Origin of the sequence: Chryseobacterium piperi (genome assembly GCF_002285635.2) — a bacterium.
In the GTDB taxonomy this organism is placed as follows: domain Bacteria; phylum Bacteroidota; class Bacteroidia; order Flavobacteriales; family Weeksellaceae; genus Chryseobacterium; species Chryseobacterium piperi.
On the sequence record NZ_CP023049.2, the window covers coordinates 1271321 to 1295947 of the forward strand.

18 protein-coding genes are annotated in these 24627 nt (G+C 35.8%); 8 read left to right on the top strand and 10 right to left on the bottom strand.

The annotated features are described in order from the left end of the window. Window positions 1-19: 19 nt before the first annotated feature. The 3 genes from CJF12_RS05635 to CJF12_RS05645 all read left to right on the top strand — a co-directional run bounded on the left by CJF12_RS05635 (window position 20) and on the right by CJF12_RS05645 (window position 2248). A complete protein-coding gene (locus CJF12_RS05635; RefSeq protein ID WP_034682894.1) occupies window positions 20-385 on the top strand; it encodes a YtxH domain-containing protein in 366 nt (121 codons plus the stop codon). 120 nt (window positions 386-505) lie between these two features. Next, window positions 506-1315 (top strand): enoyl-ACP reductase FabI, encoded by an 810-nt coding sequence (locus CJF12_RS05640; protein ID WP_034682896.1) that lies wholly within the window; start codon window positions 506-508, stop codon window positions 1313-1315. Between the two features lie 198 nt (window positions 1316-1513). Beyond that, window positions 1514-2248, top strand: coding sequence for a hypothetical protein (locus tag CJF12_RS05645; protein WP_051887228.1), 735 nt, complete (start codon window positions 1514-1516; stop codon window positions 2246-2248). Window positions 2249-2517: 269 nt separating this feature from the next. Here the strand turns inward: CJF12_RS05645 and CJF12_RS05650 are convergent, their stop codons facing one another. Genes CJF12_RS05650 through CJF12_RS05665 form a run of 4 tightly spaced genes read right to left on the bottom strand, consistent with a single transcriptional unit; the run spans window position 2518 to window position 10652 of the window. Then, window positions 2518-4740 (bottom strand): glycoside hydrolase family 3 N-terminal domain-containing protein, encoded by a 2223-nt coding sequence (locus CJF12_RS05650; protein ID WP_034682899.1) that lies wholly within the window; start codon window positions 4738-4740, stop codon window positions 2518-2520. 3 nt (window positions 4741-4743) lie between these two features. Then, a complete protein-coding gene (locus CJF12_RS05655) occupies window positions 4744-6174 on the bottom strand; it encodes a glycoside hydrolase family 30 protein (protein WP_034682902.1) in 1431 nt (476 codons plus the stop codon). 3 nt (window positions 6175-6177) lie between these two features. Next, a complete protein-coding gene (locus CJF12_RS05660) occupies window positions 6178-7731 on the bottom strand; it encodes a RagB/SusD family nutrient uptake outer membrane protein (protein ID WP_034682905.1) in 1554 nt (517 codons plus the stop codon). An 11-nt stretch (window positions 7732-7742) separates the two neighbouring features. After that, window positions 7743-10652 carry a SusC/RagA family TonB-linked outer membrane protein gene (locus CJF12_RS05665; RefSeq protein ID WP_034682909.1) on the bottom strand — a complete coding sequence of 970 codons (2910 nt, stop codon included), beginning with the start codon at window positions 10650-10652 and terminating at the stop codon, window positions 7743-7745. Between the two features lie 177 nt (window positions 10653-10829). Here CJF12_RS05665 and CJF12_RS05670 point away from each other — a divergent pair, with 177 nt between their 5' ends. From CJF12_RS05670 to CJF12_RS05685, 4 genes are all read left to right on the top strand, one after another. After that, a complete protein-coding gene (locus CJF12_RS05670; RefSeq protein ID WP_034682913.1) occupies window positions 10830-12026 on the top strand; it encodes an MFS transporter in 1197 nt (398 codons plus the stop codon). A gap of 15 nt (window positions 12027-12041) precedes the next feature. After that, window positions 12042-12830: an NUDIX hydrolase gene (locus CJF12_RS05675; RefSeq protein WP_051887229.1), complete on the top strand. Its 789-nt coding sequence runs from the start codon at window positions 12042-12044 to the stop codon at window positions 12828-12830. A gap of 135 nt (window positions 12831-12965) precedes the next feature. Then, window positions 12966-14144, top strand: a complete 1179-nt coding sequence (locus tag CJF12_RS05680; RefSeq protein ID WP_034682916.1) for an acyl-CoA dehydrogenase family protein — start codon at window positions 12966-12968, stop codon at window positions 14142-14144. 167 nt (window positions 14145-14311) lie between these two features. After that, a complete protein-coding gene (locus tag CJF12_RS05685) occupies window positions 14312-16255 on the top strand; it encodes a T9SS type A sorting domain-containing protein (RefSeq protein ID WP_034682919.1) in 1944 nt (647 codons plus the stop codon). Window positions 16256-16367: 112 nt separating this feature from the next. Here the strand turns inward: CJF12_RS05685 and CJF12_RS05690 are convergent, their stop codons facing one another. Then, entirely contained in the window at window positions 16368-17549 is a 1182-nt protein-coding gene (locus CJF12_RS05690) for a hypothetical protein (protein WP_034682921.1), read from the bottom strand. Window positions 17550-17816: 267 nt separating this feature from the next. On the opposite strand from CJF12_RS05690, the gene CJF12_RS05695 reads away from it, so the two are divergent. Then, window positions 17817-18791, top strand: coding sequence for a helix-turn-helix domain-containing protein (locus CJF12_RS05695; protein WP_034682924.1), 975 nt, complete (start codon window positions 17817-17819; stop codon window positions 18789-18791). 22 nt (window positions 18792-18813) lie between these two features. On the opposite strand, the gene CJF12_RS05700 is transcribed toward CJF12_RS05695, so the two are convergent. The 5 genes from CJF12_RS05700 to CJF12_RS05720 all read right to left on the bottom strand — a co-directional run bounded on the left by CJF12_RS05700 (window position 18814) and on the right by CJF12_RS05720 (window position 24589). Beyond that, window positions 18814-21513, bottom strand: coding sequence for a PD-(D/E)XK nuclease family protein (locus tag CJF12_RS05700; protein WP_034682927.1), 2700 nt, complete (start codon window positions 21511-21513; stop codon window positions 18814-18816). Next, window positions 21497-22051, bottom strand: a complete 555-nt coding sequence (locus CJF12_RS05705) for a DUF922 domain-containing protein (RefSeq protein WP_034682932.1) — start codon at window positions 22049-22051, stop codon at window positions 21497-21499. The genes CJF12_RS05700 and CJF12_RS05705 overlap by 17 nt, the downstream gene beginning before the upstream one ends. Beyond that, window positions 22051-22452, bottom strand: coding sequence for a hypothetical protein (locus tag CJF12_RS05710; protein ID WP_034682936.1), 402 nt, complete (start codon window positions 22450-22452; stop codon window positions 22051-22053). Before CJF12_RS05710 ends, CJF12_RS05705 begins: the two co-directional genes overlap by 1 nt. A 65-nt stretch (window positions 22453-22517) precedes the next feature. Then, window positions 22518-23153 (bottom strand): 16S rRNA (guanine(527)-N(7))-methyltransferase RsmG, encoded by a 636-nt coding sequence (gene rsmG, locus CJF12_RS05715; RefSeq protein ID WP_034682938.1) that lies wholly within the window; start codon window positions 23151-23153, stop codon window positions 22518-22520. Window positions 23154-23248: 95 nt separating this feature from the next. Next, the gene (locus CJF12_RS05720) at window positions 23249-24589 is read right to left on the bottom strand and encodes a M28 family metallopeptidase (RefSeq protein WP_034682942.1); all 1341 of its coding nucleotides are present in this window, start codon (window positions 24587-24589) and stop codon (window positions 23249-23251) included. Window positions 24590-24627: the final 38 nt, after the last annotated feature.

The window sequence follows — 24627 nt, forward strand, 5'->3', positions numbered from 1 at the left end:
TCACTAAATAATAAATGTTATGAATAATTCGGATTACAACAAAGCAGAAGATGCGGTAAACAAAACTGAGAACTCTTTAAAAAATGCAGCGGATAATGCAAAATGGAAAATCAATGATTTAGCGGATAAAGCTAAAGATTATATTAATGAGAAAAGAAACAATGACGAAGAAGCGAGCCAGGAAGATTGGCTTGACAGGGTAAAAGCTAATATTTCTGATGCATGGGAAGATATTAAAGATAAGGCGGGTGATGCCTGGGAAAAAACCAAAGATCTTACCGAAGATGCAAAAGATAAAGCAGCCAACGCAGCAGATGATGTAAAAGATAAGGCAAAAGATGCTGCTGAAGATGTAAAAGCAGAATGGAATAAAAAAACCAATTAAAATTTCAGTCATATAAATATTTTCAAAAAAAACAGGGTCTTTTTATAAGGCTCTGTTTTTTTATTATGTTCTAAACACAAATTATTGCTACATTTGTATATTAATAAACATTAAAAAATTATGTCATACGGTTTACTTAAAGGCAAAAAGGGAATTATTTTTGGGGCCCTTAATGAACAATCGATCGCATGGAAAGTTGCTGAAAGATGTCATGAAGAAGGAGCTGAATTTATCTTATCTAATGCTCCTATTGCTTTGAGAATGGGAGAACTTAATGGTTTAGCTGAAAAAACAGGTTCGGAGGTAATTGGCGCAGACGCTACATCTATTGAGGATCTTGAAAAACTTTTTGATGCAGCTATTGCAAAATTCGGGAAAATAGATTTTATCCTTCATTCTATAGGAATGTCCGTAAATGTAAGAAAAGGGAAACATTATACAGAAATGAACTACGACTGGTTAGAAAAAGGTTGGGATATCTCTTCTGTTTCTTTCCATAAAGTAATGCGTGTGGCTTGGGAAAAAGACTGTATGAATGAGTGGGGAAGCATCTTAGCACTTACTTATATTGCAGCTCAAAGAACATTCCCTGACTATAATGACATGTCTGACAACAAGGCTTATCTGGAAAGCATCGCAAGAACTTTTGGAAACTATTGGGGTGAAAGAAAAGTTCGTGTAAACACGGTCTCTCAGTCTCCTACTGTAACTACTGCTGGTAGTGGAGTTAAAGGTTTCGGAGGTTTCCTTGGATATGCAGAAGATATGTCTCCATTAGGAAATGCTACAGCTCTTGAATGTGCAGATTACTGTGTTACTCTTTTCTCTGATCTTACAAAGAAAGTAACTATGCAGAATCTTTTCCATGATGGTGGTTTTAGTAGCTCTGGAGTTACTCAGAAAGTAATTAGAAAATATGATGTTGAATAATTAAGTTCAATCAACTTCAATAATAAAAAAGCAGGCTGTCTCTAAAAGATAGCCTGCTTTTTTTTGGATATTTGTTATTCATAATATTCTTTATAAGAAATTCATTTAATCATATCAAAATTATGCTTAACATAATATTTTACAGGGTTTATTTTTCACTCCCGTTAGAATTACTCTAATTTTGCACAAAACCAATTTATGAAAAAGATAAAAATACTTATTTTAGCAAGTATTAGTCAGTTTGTATTTGCACAAACTGGACAGGTAGGCATCAATACAACAAGCCCTACTGCAACGTTGGATGTGAATGGTGATGCCAAAATCAGGAAAATTGACAGTATAACATCTACTCCTAAATATGTATTAACACCGGATGATACAGGTGTTATCCAAAAAGTCAATATTGATAAATTATCAGCCAGTAATCAAGAAATTATTAAGAAAAAAATCTTTGCTGTTCTTTCTAAAAGATCACCTCAGCTTCTTCAAGCTAAAGGAACTGATTATAACTTAGAGTATGATGGAGTTGTAAGCGGGATCAATACTGATAAATTATCTTTAACCAATGGAAATAGCCGTATCAATTTACCACCCAATAAAACCTTTAAAATAACAGGCTATATAGGAATTAGAGGGAGTACAACCGGTACTAGTAGTACTACACCAGGCTACGTCACATCTACATTTCAGGCAGGAGGTGATACACAAACTATAATAACTACGCTGGGATATACCGAATCTTCTACTGAAACCTTTGATGATGGAGGGGTAACACCTCCGATTATTATGGTAATGACTGGCCCTGCAGGTGACAGTTTTGTAGAATTAAAAGTACGATATGGAGGTATTAATGCTGGTGATGCTGGATATTATGTTTCAGGAGCTGCCAGTAGAACTACAGTAGGAACTTATATTTTACTCGAAGAGTTATAAATAATTTTAATTTTTTTTCATCCTTTATCATAAATAGGCTGTCTCATTGAGGCAGCCTATTCTAATAAAAAAATATTAATATGAAGTGTATTTGTATCGAATGTGCTGGTGCCGGAAGCTTTACAATTATGTCTTAAATCCAAAAGTTCGCATTGATATCATTATCCGAATTATTCAATAACAGTAACCAACTTACAAGGCTTCCTGGTTTCATCAATAGTAAAGTGTCTCTTTAAAAAGCAGGCTAAAACCGACTTTTACTTATTTAGTTATTTATTCCAGTTAATCTTCTTTGTCTGGACTTCCTGAGAGTTAGTACCTATCATAATTTCAAACTCTCCTCCTTCCCAATCGAAATTCAACTGATCGTCATAGAATTTTAAATTTTCAGGCGTTAGGGTGAAATTCACGGTTTTAGTTTCTCCTTTTTTAAGAAATATCTTTTGAAAACCTTTTAACTCTTTTACAGGACGTACAACCTTTCCAAACAAATCTCTGATATAAAGCTGAACTACCTCTTCACCGTCATAATTTCCGTTATTGGAAACATTAACTTTAATCTGTAAAGATTGATTTCCGTTAAGATTTTCAGAGCTTAATGTCATATCGGAATATTTGAAATTAGTATAGCTTAAGCCATATCCAAAAGGAAATTTAGGGTCATTATCCAAATCGATATAAGCAGAAACGTAGCTTCTTTCTTTATTCGTTTTTGCTGGTCTTCCGGTATTGTAATGATTATAATATACAGGAATCTGGCCTTCAGTTCTCGGAAATGTCATAGGCAGTTTTCCACTAGGATTTACTGTACCAAACAAGACGTCGGCAATTGAGTTTCCAGCTTCAGTTCCCAGCCACCATGTATATAAAATAGTTGGAATATTGTCTGCTGCCCAGTCGAATACCAAAGGTCTTCCTGCATTGATCATTAAAACAATAGGTTTTCCTGTTTTAGCAATTTCCTTTAATAACTCTTCCTGAATCCCGGAAAAATGAAGATTACTTCTACTTTTCGCTTCCCCACTCATTGCATGTCCTTCTCCTAAAGTCATAATGACAACATCTGCTTTTTTCGCTGTTTCGATTGCTTCAGCAAACATAGAACGATCCTCGTCATCTGCATTACATCCTTTGGCATATAATAAAGTAGAATTTTTATCCAATTGATTTTTAATGCCATCAAACTGGCTCACAATTCTTTGATTGTCATCTTTAAATGCTACAGACCAGAAACCATGATTTGCTACAGTTTCTTTTCCGAAAGGTCCTATCAATGCAACCGTCTTTGTAGATGTTGAAAGCGGTAAAATATTCTTCTGATTTTTTAAAAGAACGATACTTTTTGAACCAAACTCTCTTCCAAACTTTCTGTTCTCATGGTTATCGGTTTGTGCTTTTTGTCTTTTCTCATCACTAAAACGATAAGGATCTTCAAACAACCCCATTTCGAATTTTTTAATTAAAATTCTTCTGGCTGCATCATCAATGAATTTAGGATCTACTTTTCCATCCTTTACAAGTTTTGGAAGTTCCGCCATATAAACCCGGCTTTCCATATCCATATCGCTTCCAGCAATAATCGCTTTTTCAGCAGCTTCCGCTTTATCTTTTGTATATCCATGATTCACCATTTCACCAATACTTCCCCAATCTGATACTACAAAACCTTTGTAGTTCCATTTCCCTTTTAACAAATCCCTGAGAATATATTGGTTTGCTGTCGCAGGAATCCCGTTGATATCATTGAAAGAATTCATAAATGTAGCCACTCCGACTTCTGCTGCTGCTTTAAAAGGAGGTAAATAAGTTTCATTCAATTGTCTGAGACTCATATCCACAGAATTATAGTCTCTTCCCCCCACTGCAGCGCCATAAGCTGCAAAATGTTTAGCACAAGCCATGATAGCATCCAGATTTCCTAGACCTTTTCCCTGAAATCCTTTAATTCTGGCTAAACCAATCAGTGTTCCCAAATAGGTATCTTCACCTGAGCCTTCCATTACTCTTCCCCATCTTGGATCTCTGGCAATATCAACCATGGGTGCAAAGGTCCAGTGAATTCCATATGCCGAAGCTTCCGTCGCTGCAATTCTTTCGGACTTTTCAATCAACCCCAAATCCCAGCTCGCAGCCTGCCCAATATTGACTGGAAATGTAGTTCGGTATCCGTGAATCACATCCTGCCCAAATAATAACGGAATCTTTAATCTCGATTCCAAAGCGAGTTTTTGAAAAGATCTTGTTTCTTCTACCCCGGCAACATTAAGCATAGAACCTACCTTCCCTTTTTTTATTTCTTCAAGAACGGTTGCAGAATTGGAGTTCTGTGGTCCCGTAGCATAAGCAAAACCACTATACTGAACCAATTGTCCTACTTTTTCCTCTAATGTCATTTTAGACAAAAGCTCAGATACTTTCTGATCAATTGTCTTTTGTCCGTATGCATTCAGACCGAAAGCGGCCAATGCCAGTAAGAAATAAACTCTTTTCATAATTTAAAAAATATAGGTTGCCACAGAACTTCCTGGTAAACTTGCCTGGGCTGTTTTTTGATTCCATTTAAGAGAGAAAGTCTCTTCTGTTTTACTATTATTTTGCACGATCACAATTGTTTTTCCTTCCGGTGTTCTAAAAGCAACCGTTGAAAGATGATCAGTTTGAGAAGATGCTATACGTTGTGAATGAGCAGGGATAAACTTAGTAGCATGTGCAATAATGTAATACGAAACATTTCGTGTGAAATTTTCCTTATCCGAAACCGTAATAGCTCCTTTGCATTCCGTACATCCACCCTCCGTATGCGGCTTATACTGCTGATCATTGGCCAGATTCCATTCCAAGGCTATTTTACTCCAGTTTCTCATAGAACCGATGATTACATTTTTGGTATGCCAATTCAGATCTTCATTAAAGCTGCTCTTAGAACCTGTCCACTGTTCTGTAAAATAAAGGTTTTTATCAGGATAAGCATTATGAACGGTACTCAATGCAGAAATATCTCCTTCATACAGGTGAAATGCAGAACCATCCACATATTGATAAGCTTCGGGATCACTTAATATATGGGTTGCATATTCAGGTTTATTACAATTGTGGTCATATACAACGATTTTAGTTGTAATGCCATTAGATTTGAAAACAGGCCCCAAATGATTTTTAATAAAATCTTTCTGCTGGCCAGAAGTCATATACAAACTAGGATTGTTTCCCGGATGTAAAGGCTCATTCTGAGGCGTAATAGCTTCAATAGTAATTCCTTCTTTTTTCATTCCCTGAATATATTTCACAAAGTAATTGGCATATACTTTATAATACTCAGGCTTTAAGCTTCCCCCTTTAGATTTCCCGTTATCCTTCATCCAGATAGGTGCCGACCAAGGTGCAGCAATGAATTTAATTTTAGGATTGATCATTAAAATCTCTTTCAACATTGCGATCAGATTTTTATCCTTTGTAAGACTAAAATATTGTAATGAAGGATCCGTCTGCCCTTCCGATAAGTCATTATAAGAGAAAACTTCTCCGTCAAGATCTGAGGCTCCTACACTTAACCTTAAGTAATTCACCGAAATTGAATTTCTGTTATTTCCGAAAAGCTCCTGTAATAAAGCCTTTCTTTTAGGCTCTGAAAGTCTGTTGATTACTTCCACGCTTCCTCCCGTCAATGTATATCCAAAGCCATCAATATATTGAAACTTTTGTTGGTCATCAATTTCAATATTCTGACTGCTGGCCGGATTGTTTGCAAAACTGATTGAAGGTTGCTGTTGTAATTTTATACTCTCATCTCCTTTGGTAAGCCATATCTGGACTTCATTTCTTTTATTTGCCGGATGAGATGCACAAGCCGATAAAGGCAAAAGTACCACACCACAAAGTAGTGCGGTACTTTTTAAAAAGAAACTATATAAACTGTGAAACTTCATGTTTTAATAGCCTGGGTTTTGTTTTAGTGCAGTATTTACTAATTCATTAAAAGGAATTGGTAAAATCTCATTCTTACCTGCAACAAATCCTCTTGCTCCTAACTTAGCTGGCGCATCACCCCATCTTACCAGGTCAAACCATCTGTGACCTTCGCCCGCCAGTTCTCTTCTTCTTTCATCTTTAATCGCCTGCATAGAAACAGGAACTGATGCTAAGCCTACTCTTGTTCTTACAGCATCCAATAAAGCCTGAGCCCTTGCTCCTGAACCTCCCAATGCTTCAGCTTCCATAAGATAAGTGTCAGCTAATCTGATCGCCATATAATTTTGGCGGAAATTCAATTCTGTAGCTCCCGGCTCAGTAGATTTATCTGCATTGGTAGGCAAGAATTTTTGTAAAAAATATCCTGTATCCTTGAATCCTGGTGTATAGGTAATTTTACCATTCTGTTTTAATTGCTTAGCATTAAAAATAGTCGCATTTAAACGAGGATCCCCCTGCATGAAATTAAACAAGTCATCAGTCGCAGGGTTGAAACCCCATCCTTTATAAATGTCCGGTGCATTATTAGCAGGTTGTCCAGGTGCAGGTGCCACCTTCCCATAAGATATAATGGCTACCATTTGGTTCACTGTATTTCCTTCGTCCTTTCCAGAGCCCCAAAATGCCCAGTCTGCATTACTCTTATTGGTATGCATCACTTCTAATATAGATTCTGACGTGAATTTATTATTTACTACCCACAGATCTGCAAAATCAGTAACCAATTTATATCCATACTGGCTTGTGCCTCCCGGAGTTCCGTTTACCATTGCCAACTGCGTAGCCGCATCGGCATTCTTTTTATCATACAAATAAATCTTCCCTAATATAGCACGTGCAGACCCCTGTGTAATTCTTCCCAATTCACTTTTATTTGTTGATGCAATCGACACAGGAAGATCATTAATGGCCGAAAGAATATCCGATTCTATCTGAGCATAAACATCTTCAGGCTTTGCCTGAGGAATATTATAATAATCATCATCATATTTAATCGGTTTTAAAATCAAAGGAATATTTTTGAACATTCTCAACAATTCAAAATAATACAGTGATCGTAGCACTTTTGCTTCAGCAATGAAACGCTTTCTTTTTAACTCATCCATATTTGAATTCGGAATTCTTTCAAATAAAAGGTTCGCTTTTGCAATTCCCTGATAATAATCTTTCCAGTAGCTTTGAGGCATAATGATAGGATTGATCGTATAATTAGAAAATCCCTGAATACCCGCACCGTCTGTAGAGCTCCCTCCTCCTGAATAAAAATCATCAGATGCTCCATTGAAAAAAGTAACCTCGTTTTCAAAGCCTCCTGAGTATTTCCTCAACATATCATACACCGCTACCAAACCGCTGAAAGATTCAGCTTCATTTCTAAAATAATTATCCGGTTCAAATGTCCCTGAGTTCTGTACATCTTCCAGGTTGCTGTTATTACAAGACACAGCTCCAAAACCGATTCCCGCTAATAATAAAACGGATAAGCTTTTATATATAAATCTTTTGTTTTTCATTTTTCTTTAAATTAAAATTGAATATTAGCTCCGAAAAGGAAAGTTCTTGCCTGCGGATAATACGCTCTATCAATACCAAACGTGTCACCACCTGCAATTTCAGGATCAAAACCGGTGTATTTAGTAAAGGTCACTAGATTCTCAGCCGTGATGTAAAATCTCACTTTACCTGCTCCTATTGTTTCAGATACATTTTTTGGTAGTGTATACCCTATCTGTACTAATTTTAAACGCAGATAATCCCCTTTTTGCAAATAATAATCAGACATTCTTGTATAGTTCTGATTAGGATCATCTTTCGTAACTCTTGCTATGGTATTGGAAGTTCCTTCTCCGGTCCAACGATCTAAAATGGTTGTCTGATAATTAGCCTCCTGAATATCCAGCCTTCTCAAACCCTGGAATATTTTGTTTCCAGCCTGCCCCTGAGCAAATACCATCACATCAAAGTTTTTGTAGTTCATATTCAAAGTAAGACCAAATGTGTATTTAGGAACCGAATTACCCAGATTTACATAATCATTCTCATCGATTTTTCCATCTCCGTTAGCATCCAGTCTCTTGAAATCTCCAGGCTTGGCATTACCCTGAATCAACCCTCCATTTGCATTTCTGTAAGCATCAATTTCTGCCTGGTTTTGGAAAACCCCTAAATTCTGATAGCCATAGAATGAACCATATGAAGATCCAACCTGTAATCTTGAAACCGCACCCATCGATTGGTATGAAGCAAAATTCACATAAGGCTTATTCCCTTCCAATCTGGTAATCTCATTTTTCAGGTAAGCAAAGTTCCCGTTCGCTGAAAATCCGAAATCTCCCCAGTTCTTTTTATATCCTAAGCTCACTTCCACCCCGTCATTATTCATATCCCCAATATTTCTCCAAGGGTTATTGATCAGACCAAGATATCCCGGAAGGTCAATCTTTCTCAAGATGTCTGTACTCTTCTTTCTGTAAACATCAATTGATAAATCGAAATTTTTGAAGATTTTAAAATCTGCTGCAATGTTAAGCTGAGAAGTTCTTTCCCATTTCAGATTAGGATTTTCCAATGTACTTGGTGCATATCCAATATGGATGACATCATCTCCAAAAGTATAGTTGCTTCCGGGGATCAGGAAGTTGGCATATTGGAAATCATCAATTGCATCATTTCCTAATACTCCATATCCACCTCTTAATTTAAAGCTGTTAATAACATTGTTTTCAGGCCAGAATTCTTCATTGGATACATTCCATCCCAAGGACATAGCCGGGAAATTCCCCCAATGGTAAGCCCTGGCAAACTTTGAAGATCCGTCTCTTCTCATTGTTCCTGTGAAAAGGTACCTGTTGGCATAATCATAAACGACTCTGGCAAAATAAGATGTTTTATGAGTTTCCTTTCCGTCCCATGCATTCGTAGATCGGTCTGACTGAGGAATTTCAAAGTTGAAGGAAGCTTCCCTCCAGTCATTCGTAGGTAAGTTTTTATAAGTCGTGTTTTGTCCGGAAGAAATATTATATTCATAATATCCTTGTCCTAACAAAACATTCAAACTGTGTTCCCCGAATTTATTCTGATAAGTAACCGTATTTTCCGTACTCCATTCAAACTTCTTTTGAGTCTCTCTGAATAAGCTGTTAAAATCATTCTTAACAGCAGAACTCAGATAAGACACAGGAGTAAACCCCTGAGTTCCCCAATAGGAAAGTTTTCCGTTGACACTAGATTTAAAACTCAAATGTTTGCTCAGCTTTAAATCAGCAAATACGTTAGCGACCAAATCATCCGTCCAATTGTATCTTCCAAGCTGAGTTTGTTGGAAAGCTAATGGATTAGACATTTCTTTACTCACATAATGTGAAATTCCATAAGGATTTCCATTAGGATCGTTGATGTGAGTCGGGTTATTAATATAATCACTTGGGAAAGGCTGATTGGCCACACCATTTGTAACGACAACCGGTGTAGTCGGATCAAGATTGATTGCTGAGCTCAATGGTCCTCCAAACTCTCCATTGGCATTAATTCCCTGTGATTTTGTATGAGTATAGGCAAACGTTTGACCTATCGTTAAAAAGTCAAATACTTTATGGGTGGAGTTGATTCTCCCGTTGATTCTTTTATAATTGGAAATATCTCTGAGTACAATACCCTCCTGGTCGTAATATCCGAAAGAAGTATAGAAAGTAGATTTATCACTTCCTCCGCTAATACTGAATTCATGCGAAGAACGTTGTGCCGTATTAAAAATTTGTTTTTGCCAGTCTGTTCCGTTTCCTAAAGCAGATGGATTTGAAAATTCAGGAGCTCTTCCGTCATTCATATTGGCTTCATTCATGATCATCCCATACTGAGATGCATTGAGGAGGTCCAGCTTTTTAGCTGCGCTTCCCACTCCAAAGAATCCGTTATAAGAAAGATTTAACCTTCCCTTTACTCCTTTCTTTGTCGTAATCAAAACAACCCCTTTGGCAGCAGAAACCCCGTAGATGGCTGCAGATGCACCATCTTTCAGAATTTCCATTCCTTCAATATCAGATTGATTTAACCATGCAATATTATCAACTACAATACCATCTACTACCCATAACGGATCATTACTTCCGGCACCAAAACTGGTGATACCACGAACCCTTACTGTAGCTGTAGATCCTGGTTGTCCTGAATTTGAAATTACAGAAACACCCGCAGCCCTACCTTGCAGTACCTGTTCAGGTCTTCCCATAGGAACGTCCTCAATATCGGAAGCCTTGATGCTTGATATTGCTCCGGTTACATTACTCTTCTTCTGAGTACCGTAACCAATCATGACCACTTCTTCAATTTTTTGTTCTTTCGGAAGCGTATCATTGGCTTTTTTCTGGGCACTGAAATTAGCCGTAAAATAAAGTACAGCAACCACTCCCAAACCTCTTGATATTCTAATATTCATATACAGTTAGTTTTTTAATTCTCATTTTGAGACAATAAAAATATATTTTTTTTTAAATAGTTAACATTATATTAATAAATATTTTAATTTTTCTTTTATTTTTGGGAGCTGAAAGCCATTATATCTGACAAAAAAATCATAAAATTTCATAAAAAGTTAATAAATTCAATCCCCAAAATGACGAGCAAGCTTCCGAATATTTCACTTCCCTTAAAACTTACTTTTCTGATCTTTTCAATGGTCTTAAACTGCATGGGTATTATCATCCTGCAGCTTTCAGAAGCTAAAATCACGTATGATAATTTGGGATTGTTAGAATCTTTTAAAGATTTACCGATTGCCTTTTTTTCGCTCTTTGCTGTTAACTTTATCAGTAGAACCGGAACAAAAAAAGCATTAATTTTTGCTTTGGCTATTGTAGCTATCAGTTCTTTCATCCTTCCTTTTGTGAAAGTATTCTGGTTTTATAAATTATGGTTTGCCATTATCGGTACATGCTTCGCTATTGGAAAAATCTGTGTTTTTGGAATTATAAGAAACAACATATCAGATGAAAAATCATTAACGAAGGCTATGAGCAGTGTAGAAGCTTCTTTTATGATAGGAATTTTCGTAGTAAATACTGTTTTCGGATGGCTGATCTCCAGTGCTTATTCGGAATTCTGGAAATTTGGATTTCAGGCAATATCCCTACTTTCCATTATTACGATCTACCTATTTGCAAGACTGGAAATATCCGAGCCGGAAAAGAACTACAGTAAAAAAGACATTCTTTCAGACTTATCAGGTTTTATCAATCCAACCATTATCATATTTTTAGCAGTAGTTTTTTCTATTGTTTTTGTTGAACAAAGCTTTAATTCCTGGCTTCCTTCGTTTTACAAAAACCATTTGAAAGTCAATTCCTTTTTTGCGTTGCAGGCCTCTTCTTTTCTGGCACTCTTTTCTTATATAGGAAGAACCTTAACCGCCAATATTATCAATCGTTTTCCTCTTTCTAAATACTACCTCGCGTGCTTATCATGCATTGTTTTAACACTTGTTGTTATATTAGGAATACAGTTTCTTCAATCGGAGGATTCAAAAGCACTTTTATTTTTGTTTCCTGTCATCGGTTTCTTCTTATCTCCACTCTATCCGGTGATTAATTCCAAGATGATTATTCAGGTTGATAAGAAAAAGATCAATCTTTTTACTTCATTGATCGTTATTTTTTCATCGCTGGGAAGTTCAGTAAGCTCTATTGTTATTTCACTACTGTTTGAAAATCAACTCTTAAGATACTACCCTTTGTATATTTTATTGATCGTAAGTGTCCTTTTTACAGTAAGTTTAATTTATTTTGCTCTTACTAAAAGAACATATGAAAAATAATTTTATTTTTAACCTATGGAAATCAAGGATTCAAAAAATAAAGAAACGCTTCAGGAACTTATTGACACAAAAGACTTCGTAGCCCATATTTCAGTGGACTGCACCATATTTGGTTTTCATAATAATATCCTGAAAGTCTTGTTACTCAAATACCATGATTTAGATCTATGGTCACTTCCCGGAGGTTTCGTCTTTAATGATGAAGATCTGAGAGAAGCTGCTGAACGTGTTTTACACGAAAGAACACATTTGAAAGACATTTTTCTAAAGCAGTTCCATACTTTCGGCAGAATAGACAGAACGGAAAACAATGTTCATCAGATTCTGCTTGAAAATAAAGGAATTGCGGTTCCAAAGAATCACTGGATCTTTCAGCGGTTTATTACTGTAGGATATTGCAGTCTTATTGACTTTTCCATTGCCAATACTTTTCCGGATGCGTTCAACGAAACCTGTGAATGGTTTGAGGTAAGTAAACTTCCTAAAATGGCTTTCGATCATGACAGAATCATAGAAACAGGGCTGGAATATCTTCGAATGAACATCAACACCGAGGTTGCGGCAAGCAACCTTCTTCCGGTAAAATTCACCATGAAAGATTTACAGTCTTTATATGAAACTATCCTGGGAGAGAAATTCAGGAGGAATAACTTCCAGCGAAAAATCTTAAGCTTAAATATTCTTGAAAGACTTGAAAAACTCTATGATGGATCAGCCAATAAGGCTCCTTACCTATATAAATTCAAAAGCAAAACTCATCATTCGGTGAATCATTATCCTATTTCCAACCAGGAAGGATTTTAATTTTGACATCGAATAAAAAACTGCTTTATAACAGGTTAGCGAAAAGCCGGGAGTAAAAAATCTTATTTAACCCCGGTACTCAAAAAAAATTTTTCTAAAATCCCGAAAAATGCTATTTTTAGAAAAATTAAAAAAATGTCATATTATCCTCTTACAAGTATTCCTGACTATTACGGAATTGATGCCTTACTTACTGAAGAACACAAGCTAATTCGTCAATCGATAAGAGATTGGGTAGAAAGTTTTGTAATGCCTCAGATAGACCATGCAGCACAAAACCATACAGACTTACCCGGTTTGATGAAAGAATTGGGGAAAATAGGAGCACTTGGCCCTTATATTCCAGTAGAATATGGAGGTTCGGGATTAGATCAGATTTCTTACGGACTTATTATGCAGGAACTGGAAAGAGGAGATTCGGCAGTTCGTTCTGCAGCATCGGTACAAAGTTCTTTGGTGATGTTTCCAATCAATGAATTCGGTTCAGAAGAACAGAAGAAAAAATACCTTCCTCTATTAGCATCAGGAGAAATGATCGGATCTTTCGGATTAACAGAGCCTAATCATGGTTCAGATCCAGGGTCAATGGAAACTTATTTCAAAGATATGGGTGACCATTATCTTCTAAATGGTGCAAAAATGTGGATCACCAACTCTCCTTTATGCGATATCGCTGTGGTTTGGGCTAAAAATGAAGAAGGAAAAGTACAGGGATTAATCGTTGAAAGAGGAATGGAAGGATTCACGACTCCGGAAACTCATAATAAATGGAGCTTACGTGCTTCAAAAACAGGAGAATTGGTATTCAATGACGTAAAGGTTCCAAAAGAAAACTTACTTCCAGGAGTTACAGGATTGAAAGGACCTCTTTCTTGTCTTAATTCAGCCCGATACGGAATTTCGTGGGGAGTGATTGGTGCTGCTATTGATTGCTATTGTACAGCTCTCCAATATTCTAAAGAAAGAAAACAATTCGGAAAACCTATTGGTTCTTACCAGCTTCAACAGAAAAAATTGGCAGAATTCGTAACTGAAATCACTAAGGCACAATTACTTTGTTTGCAATTAGGAAATCTTAAAAATGATCATAAGGCTACTCCTGCACAAATTTCTATGGCAAAAAGAAACAATGTGAAAATGGCTATAGATATCGCAAGAGAATCCCGTCAAATTCTTGGTGGAATGGGAATCATGGGTGAATTCCCAATGATGAGGCATGCTGCCAATTTAGAATCCGTAATTACCTATGAAGGAACCCATGATGTTCACTTATTAATTACAGGTATGGACATTACCGGAATCAACGCTTTCTAAATCTGTTTTAGATTAAAAATAAAGATATCAGCGTCTGGTCATTGGATCAGACGTTTTTTATTTCCCTATAAATCAACCAATTGCTATTCAATGAATAATGATTAATATCTCTCCGAGGTGATATTTATTTAGAAAAATCTATCTTAACCTAACCAAAAAATCTTATTATGAAAAAATTTACTCTTTTATTACTTGGCCTTTCTGCCCCCTTTTACTTCTCTCAGCAGGCAGGAGATCTTGTAAAGTTTGAACAAAAACTTGATTTAACTCCTGCGGGAGTCGCTAATTTTATCGCCAATAATCTTGGTGAACAAAATGCTCCTGATTTTGTTAATTATCTTAATGGATTTAATGTAGGCCTAAAAGCTTATAAGGTAACTTACTATACTAAAAATGAAAATAATAATCTGGTAAAAGCAACCGGACTTATTATGTACCCCAATGTCAATTATAAGCTTTCTACTGTGGTATCAGACCATGGAACCACCGACAGCAGAAACAATGTTCCTTCTAATCTAAGAGGCGTTCTATATGCCGGATTTGTAGTGGAGCTATCTTATGTTTTGAATGGTTACATTCTTATGGCACCTGATTATGTAGGAATGGGTGATGGTGATGGAGTTCATCCTTATGTACACTACCCTACGGAAGCTGCTGCTACAATCGATTTTGTAACTGCTTCCAATAAAGTGCTAGCACAATTAGGGATTAAACGATATGATGAATATTTTCTAACAGGCTACTCTCAAGGTGCCCATGCAGCCATGTCGACCCTAAAAAAGCTGAATATCTCAAACCCTACTCAACTGAAGTTCAAATATGCCTATATGGGTGACGGCCCTTATGATTTTTCAGGAGTTACTCTTCAGAAAGGGGTACTGGAAAAAGAAGTATATCCGTTTACTGCCTTTATCGCTAATGTTTTAAATACTTGTAACAACACCGGTTATCGGACTTATAATACCAATATTTCAGAAGTTATTTCTGCGGAATACCTTGATCGGTATAACTACCATGTTCTACAAGACAACGGTGGATTGCTATGGGGTCCCCTACAATGGAGAAGACTTTTCACTAATAACTTCGTGACCAATGTTACCAATGACAACAATAATAAACTGAGACTTTGTTTAAAATCAAATGATGTTTATGACTGGTATAACAAAACACCAATGACTTTGGGACACTCAACAGTAGATCTGGTGATTCCTCCTGAAAATACATCTAAAACCATCACTGTACAGAGAGGATATTATCCATGGTGGGATCTTAATAAATTCAAACTTCAATCTTTTTACTGGGGTCCTCTGGGGCATATTGGAGGGATAGTTCCATTTGTTTTGGCCTCTAATGCAAAATTTAATACGCTGAGAAGCGGTGGTTTATTAAATGAATGGGCTAAACTGACTTCTAAATCTGAAAGTCCTCAGCCTAAGCTTAATCCACTCTATTCATCTCAGATTAAACCGAACCTGAGCTCTATGGAAGTTGTTGAAATTAAAGATTTTAACAAAGAAAAAGCAGGAAGATCTGTTGCTAGTAATAATTTAGCCAGTTTACAAGATGGAGTCTATTTGTTAAAGGTAGCTCAGAACAATGAAAATAAGCTGATCCCATATATTAAAAATGCCCCGGCAATCATTGCTGAAAATGAAATTGTCGCTTCTCAAAACAATAATACTTTAAGCTTAAAGACCAATCAGGATGAGTTGCTAGCGATCAATATCTTTGATGAAAATAAAAACCTGATCAAAACTATTTCTCAGGAAGAATATGCTAAAAACGGAGGAATTAATCTAAACGATATGAGCCCGCAGGACTATACTTTTGAAATTGTTACCGAGTTTTATAATGTTCAGTTCAATAAAAGCATCGGAAATACTAATGTTTTGGAAACTGATATCAATGTATTCACTCAGAATAACCAAATTATGGCCCGATCTAAGAATAATATCAAGACAATCAGTATTTATAACGTATCCGGTGCCCTAATTCAAAACCAGGAAGTTAACAAAACCAATTTTGAGTCTAAAAGCTTACAACCAGGAGTTTACGTAACCCAAATTGTTTTAGACAACGGAAAAACAATCAATAAAAAAGTAAAATTGTAAACATAAATTTCTTCATACCAAATTATATTCAATGGAAGACTGCCTTACAAAATAAGGCAGTCTTTTTTGATGTAATGCTAGATCACTATCAAAATTGTATCATGATAAACAACTACCCCGGTATTTCTTCAATATAGAAAATAACTTTTGTATCAAGGTAAGAATCAATCGGATCATTGTCATACGGTGTGGGATCAGCAAAGAAAATTTCAATTCTATAGAAAGTTTTATCATTCTGATCTACAGGAGTAAATACATATTGTCTTTTCTCAGGATTAGCAGTTCTTATTCCCGGTTCACCCCAGCCATACCATGCATTCGGTTTAAGAGAATTTGTATCTCTGGTAAGGTCTACAGGATTTCCACTCCTATCTATAAAGGCTACAAAAGGACCATTACCATTACGACCAGATCTGCTTGCGTAATTCCAATGACTTGATCCGAACATGGTAGAAGCAAAAGTTTCCAGCTTGATTTCTGAATCCCCCAGGTACATTAACTGAACATCCGTATAGTCATCTGTATACATCTTAGCTGCACTTACCGGCCTTTTAAACAGTCTTATTTTGTATTTGCCATTACCAAAGCTTACTCCTTCCTGCTCCTGATCATAAAAGGAGCCAACAAAAGTGGTTACGTTTACTTTATTTCCTATACTTCCTCCTCCATTTCCATTGACCTGAACCTGGCAGTTCTTTCCTAAAAAAGAAATCGGAAAGCCAGCTTTAGAAGTGCTCGAAGGAACTCCCGACACGGAATAAGTAATAGCACCCGATCCATTATTTAGCGTCCCTGAATTTAAAATAGCCTTTAGTCCGGTATTTCCTGTTGATGCAATTGTATCATTATTGGTGGCATAATCACCTCCATTACCTCCATTGTAAGGAATGATCAGTGTTCCGCTGTATTCTTCACCCGGAATAAATTTTGGAGGCTCTAAATAAGCTCCTGAACAATTTAATGTTCCAATAGATGGATTAATAGCAGGAGAGCCATTAAACTTTACCCACTCCTCCCCATTCCAATACATATATCCTTCAATCTTAAAATCAGGATGTGTTCCTAAACAATACACCAGTAAACCTTTTGCAGGCTCGGGAATAGTTACCTGATCCGTTCTGCTTCTTAATGCTACTTTAGGGCAGAGAAGACCTTTTTTACTTCCTTCAGGAAGATCATCAACATTCACATCAAGCATAGCTGAAGGATGAGGATTTGCTGTTCCTATTCCAACTTGCGCTTGACTAACCACACCAATCAATAGTAAAAGTGTTACCCATAATTTTTTTTCCATCACTTGATTTTTAAACTGTTTGTTCAGCTACAAAATTATGAAGTCACGCTTTGTCTTTCATCGTATACATCAGCGATTTCAGTGATAATGCTGTTAGTTTAAAAAGCATTAATAATCAACAGACTAAACAAGTAAAATATTTAATTTCACTTGTTTTCATAACGGTATTACAAAAAAACGATACCAACTTATTGGATAAGTATGCTTAATTTTATCAAAACATAATCATGATATTCAGTTTTAAATTCGTTTGATCACCCTCCTATTATGATTACACTTAAAAATGAACAGTCTATCACCCTGGACCGGCAACTGAAAAAATATATTGTATCTTTTCTTTATTCATCTATGGCTATTCACATTCTGTATCTGCTATTATACAGCTATATCGGAAAAAATACGTTTGCATTCACGGAAGTCATTGGTATGGTGATTAATCTGTTTATCATCATTTATATCGATAAATTAGAATTCTCGGCTATAAAGCCTTTTATCAATGCTTATCTTCTCTTACTGTCTTTTCTCCTATACTTTTTTGCATTTATCTATTGGAAGGAAACTCCGATTGCATTTCTTTGGTATTTTATGATTCCTTTTGGACTGAAGAAAATCTTTGATTTCAGAATCATTATGTATTGGTCAGTTTATATTGCTGTGCTCATTCTGCTCACTATTATTATTCCTGATTTTTGGGGATTACGAACTGCTTATGCATTTTCACCTGAAGACATGTCTTATATTAATCTAGCCACGTTTATATCGGTCTTATACCTTATGATCTTCATTTTATATTTCAATCATAAAATAAGCCTTTTACGTCTGGCCCATGCCCCGATCATTAAAAAAGAAAAGGTTGAATGTAAAAGTCCCAATAAAACAGAGCCTGAAGAAGAGCTGTATTCTGAATTGTATCAACAAATACTTATTTATATTGATGAGAAAAAGCCCTTTTTGAATGCAGATTTTACGATTTCAGAGCTTGCAGTATCACTAAATTCCAATATCACATACATATCCAAATCAATTAATGCCAATACCGGTAATAATTTCAGTACCCTTATTAACACGTATCGCATCAATACCGTTAAAAAGTTAATTCGTGAAGAAGATTATAATAAATACACTTTAATGTATATGTATACTTCGGTAGGTTTTAAACACCAATCTACCTTTAATAAAGTATTCAAACAGATAGAGGGTATTACGCCAACCCAATATATAGAAAAAATGAAAAAAGAGTAAAGAAACATACTCCCTCTTATAGTTAGCTCATAAAAGACTTTACGTTTTCAACAAAATTGATCTCTGGATTCAGTATTTCAAGGATCAGACTGCGGACAGACTTCATCGCATCATCGATACTACCCTTTTCAAACTGAAGGGAAACAACCCCTTTTTTAGCTTCTGCAAAGCTCCAGATTCCTGTTTCCACAGGAAGTCCCCAAAACTCAGGAAGACTCTGGATGACGTATTGGTAGATACACAGCTGTAACGCTTGCTTCCGGTCACTGTTATGAAAATACTGATCCACATTATCGGCATCAATTTTTACAACCAGGTTTTTTATTTTCGCAGTCTTGTAATCTATAATCCGTAATGTTCCGTTTAACCGGTCAATTCTGTCAATAAATCCAAAGAAAGAAATTCTGTCTTGCTGATTATCATCCAGGTAAAAATCCACATTTTCGAACCTCTTTTCAATGGCAATAATTTCTAATTTATTCCCACTTTTTACAAGCTCAAGATCATAATTCAGGATGTTCTGAATTACTTTTTTGGCAATAGCTTTATGGATGAAATTCATTCCTTTTTCATAGAATTCAGGCTGATGCTTAAGTTTCTCAATAGCAACATTTATATATTGATCTATTGCTTTAATTGATTCTTTTAAATCACTTTCTTTTAATATTTTACCTTTTAATACTTCATATACTTCTTGAAGTGAATAATGCACCAGATTTCCATAATTTTTCACAGATAATTCCTCTTCAATTTCATCAGTTTCCGAGGTATTCAGAATCTTGGATAAATAAAAATCTACAGGATTATAAAGGTAACTTGTAAGGTGTGAAGCCGAAACTTTTTCTTTCCATTTTTCGAGCCTTTCCAGAACGATTCGGGTCTTAGGAATTTCAATAGGCTGTGTTGTAATAGGCTCAGAAGAATTCTCAATAATCAGGTGTTCAATATCATGTGAACTCTCCATTTCAATCTGGGTAATAAACCTGCTTTTCTCTCCGCTGTTCACTCCTGAGCTCAACGCATTGAATAATAAATGGACATTCCTGGAGTCTTGAATCAACCGGTAGAAGTGATACGCATAGATACTATCGTTCTCCAGAAAAGTATGCATATCAAAAAACCTTCTGATATCAAAAGGAATGTATGTATTCTGAGAGTTCCCCAACGGAAGTTTTCCTTCATTAACCGACAGCATAATCACATTCTCGAAATTAAGAAGACGGGTTTCCAAAAGTCCCATAATCTGTAACCCTCTTAAAGGTTCTCCCTGAAAATCTATACTCTCAGAGTTGATGTGCTGATTAATAAGAACTTCAAGCGTTTCCATCTTAATTTCAAAATCGTACGGGGTTACCTGGTTCTTGATAATTCGGAATGCGTTTTCAAAATGAGAAACGTTTTCATACTGAATATCATCTATTTCCAGCCATTTAATCTGTTGACAGAATGCAATCAGCAAATCCAGATACCGACTTGTAGAATCTGCTTTCTGAAGTAAGTTAAAATAAGAAAGTTCACTCAGAAGTTCCCGAAGCAGCTTTTGTGAAATATAGACAATATTCCGTTCTTCTATTTTTGATTTAAATTGATTGATAATCTGCTCATCTTCAATAGATTTAGGAAGCTCTTCGAGGATAGGAAACAGATCTCTGTAATAGTATGAAGATTTATTTTTCTCCAATTGCTTCTGCAAATAAAACAGTTGTTTTACCGCATTGGAAAAAGACAGGTTTTTCAAAGGAAAACCCATTGTAATATTCAGATTGTCAATACCATGCATTACATCCAGACTGGCAGGCAGCAAGTTTTCATCCAGTAAAACAAGAGCGGTATTGGAATACGTTTTATTATCAATCTCATTAAAGATTTCAGGCAGTATTTTAGTCTGGGTTACATTTCCCGAAACCTCATATACCTTTATCTGTTTAGGCTGGTTAAAATCATCTTCAATCCACTGAAATGCTCTACTATCATTAAATTCCTTCCAGAGCTTATGATTTCTCAGGAATTTGCCTGCCTCCTGCCTCTCATCATCAAAATAATAATGATCAGCCTGAAAAAAGCACTGCGCCTTATCCCATTGCAAGAGATTTCGCACCAGCTTTTCTTCAACAGGCGTAAAGGCATTGAATCCACAAAAAACAAATTGTTCCGTAGTCGTTTTAGCAAATTCAGTAATTCTTGCTTTCGCTGTCTCATGGATCATCCCCGAGGTAGCCCAGTTTCTTTCCTGCAGTTTCTTCTTCAAAACAGGTAGGAAAATATTCATATTCCTCCAGAAATTAAGAAATTTCTTTCGGGGAACATCATCCTCTTCTCCTAAATTCTGAGCCCAGTCTTTGATTCTTTCTTCATCAAACATGTACTGCAAAACAGCTTCGTCACTTTCAGAAAATTTTAAAATATCATCCCAGTCTTTTTGTAAAGTGGGAAACCATTTTAGAAAGTCCGAAAAGTCGTCGTTAGGAATAAGATTAAGACTCTTATAAACATCAAAGGCAAACAGCCATAATGAAATCCCCTGAATGGGTTGCTTATCAGCAATTCTATCGATAAGCTCCTCTATCGTAAAGAAGTTGGGAAGAAAACCCGAATAATTATTTTCTTCGAGAATCTGTCTGATAAAAACGATAGGCCTCTTGCCCGGAATTACAATATTAAATACTGATAAATCCGTATTCTGGGCCAATAATTCGTGAATAATTTTATTGAGAAATTTCAACGTTTTTGTATTTTTTCAATTTTTCAAGCTCTTCAGTAATTAAAGTATTGTACTCAGCCTGTTTTATTGTATTGATTCCATTTCGGGTATCCTTGTCATAAGATGCCTGAAAATCTTTATAATCTTTAGCGATTTTATTGTATATACCGTGAAAGTATTTAATGTAATCTCCACTTGACACCACTTTCTCCTCTACTTCCTTACGAAGCCTTCTTGCAAATAATTCTGCGATATCAAAATGCTTTTGTTCATGTAAGAGCGCGTAATCCGTAATTCTTTTTACATCCTTCCAGGATTGATTTTCTTTAAAAATAGTTTGAATACCAATTTTTACGGGAACATTAGAATCACTTGAAACTACAGCAGAATACTCCCACCCGCAATGCGTATAAGCAACCACATTAGCATTCCCCATATTATTGCTTTTACTCTTAAAATTAGACCAGGCAAGCTTTTGATCTTCTTTCCATATTATTTTCTGACCAAAACCCTTATTAAAATTAAAAACACAAAAACTAATGAAGATCAACCATTTCATTATTCCACTACAATTGTTTTGGTGATCCAGTTATCATCACCATTCCAGAATTTAAAAGTATACTGTCCTTTTTGCTGTGGATTAAAATTGATTTGGTTCATCCCCAGATGGGTAGATTGTGAACACATGCCGTTTGTAAGAAATTTGTAAGCGGTAACCGTTCTTGTCAAATTATTATTATAAACATAATCATATCCATAAAAACCTTCACATTGAGATTTATATTGTGAATAGGTCTTAATACGCTGAACATCATATACATTCATAGTGTCATTGCTAATACTTACACTGTCTATTTTTACTTTTTCAATAGACTGTACTGTTTCATAATCATCATTACAGGAGGTCAGAATTACCCCCAGAATTATTGCAGAAAATCCAAAATTTAAAAGTTTTTTCATAACACAATACAAATTACGATTATTTAACAAATAATTAGCAAAAATTATTCCTTACTTAAAATAAATTAAGAATTAAAATTACCTTTTGATACATAAACCACTTTTTTAGTATCAAAAAATTCTCCTTCAAAGTAATTTTTAAGATTATAGATTTCACATTTAATTCCCGCCAGTTCTTCTGCCAGATCTCCGCCTTTTAAATATAAAATTCCGTTATGCTTAGGATTGAATTGCTCTTTATCAAATTTACCTTTCAACCATCTTAAAAACTCCGGCATCTGTGTCACCGCTCTGCTTACTACAAAATGGAATTTTTCTTTCAGTTTTTCAGCTCTTCCGTGAATGGCCGTTACATTTTTTAATCCCACTCCTTCAGCAACAGCATTTACAACACTTATTTTTTTGCCAATAGAATCAATCAGCGTAAATTCCACTTCCGGAAATAGAATAGCTAAAGGAATTCCAGGGAAACCACCTCCCGTTCCGATATCCAGAACTCTGGTTCCCGGAGCGAACTCCATCACTTTGGCAATCCCCAATGAATGCAGAATATGCTTTTCATACAAAGATTCCATATCTTTTCTGGAAATCACATTGATCTTTTCATTCCATTCCCCATACAGATTTTGCAGCTTGGAGAACTGTTGTATCTGATTTTCTGTAAGATCCGGAAAGTATTTTAATAGTAACGATGTAGACATGTAAATTATTATAATTTGCAAAAATAAGTTTATTTCACATTGTATTCAAATTAAGTCACTCAAATCAAGGTTTAATTTCAACGTACAACATCGGATCATTTGGCAATCACCGGAATCACCGGTACGCTTAGATCCCCGGTTTGATTCACCGTTTGTACTGCAAAAATATAATTATCCTTGGAAAGAGGGATTTTTGCGGAAAGCTCTTTTGTGAATATCTTTTTCTGCCATACGGGGCTATCCGTTTCTCTTACAAGCACATAATAACCTATCGGATTTCCTGATTTGGGTTTTTCCCAATGCAATGTAGTTGAGTTCGTAAGTTCCTTCACCTCTATTTCTACCCGCTCAGGTTTTGAAGCAGCACTGGCAAGACTGGCTAATACTGCAATATTGGCTGCTACATTCTTTTTCAGATAATGATAATCAATAAATTCAGGAAGGTCACCATATTGTTTCTTATTTTCAGTTCTGACATCCTGATGCTGGTGGTCATAGTTTTCATAATATTCTGTAAGCCTTACAGAAGGAAATCCTAAATTAACAAAACTGGAATGGTCTCCGCCACGCAGAAACCTGTCATTTCTATAAATCAGTTTCACATCAAGATCTTTTACATACTTTTCTGCAATCTCTTTAATGTATCTGGCTAATTGTCTGGATTCACTATCGTTTTCAAGTCCTAAATTTCTTATTCCTGAAGCCTTTTTATCCAGATCCGCAAAAGGAAGCCCTTCACTAAATACCCTCAGTGTATGATCATTAACCTCATTAGTTTCCCCAGCTTTAGCATTGCCAATCATATCATTATTTAAAACCGCTTCTATCTGCATATTTTCTTTTTTGGCCTTTTCAGCCAACAGTTTAGAACCTAACAATGATTGTTCTTCTCCGGAAAATGCAACAAACACAATAGAGGCCGGAAATTTAGATTTACTTAAAATTCTTGCCGCTTCTATAACAGCACTTACTCCACTTCCGTCATCGTTCGCTCCGGGGGCAAATGACTTCCTATCCATAACATCCGTAACTCGTGAGTCCAGGTGTCCTGAAATCAGAAAAATACGTTTATCATTAGGGTCTGTCCCCTTCAGATAAGCAATGGAATTACCAAGATTGGTTACCTGATCCACCCTCTTTCCATCCGGCTGTATATCCTGTTGTTGCAGATATACCTCCATTCTTCCCTGAGAGTTTTTTGCATATTCCCCGAACTTTTTAAGAACCCAGTTTCTTGCCGCTCCTATGCCTTTTCCAGAATCATCAATACTACTTAAAGTATGCCTGGTATTGAAGCTAACCAGTTGATGAATATAACTTTTCAAAGAGTCAGAGCTCACTTCAGAAATATATTTTTTTATTTCATGATGTTCTGAATTTGCTTGTGAAAAAAGAACAACAGGAGTAAACAGTAAAAAAAGAGAATACTTTATCATAGGGAAATCTTTTTAGGCAGATTATTTCAAATATACTA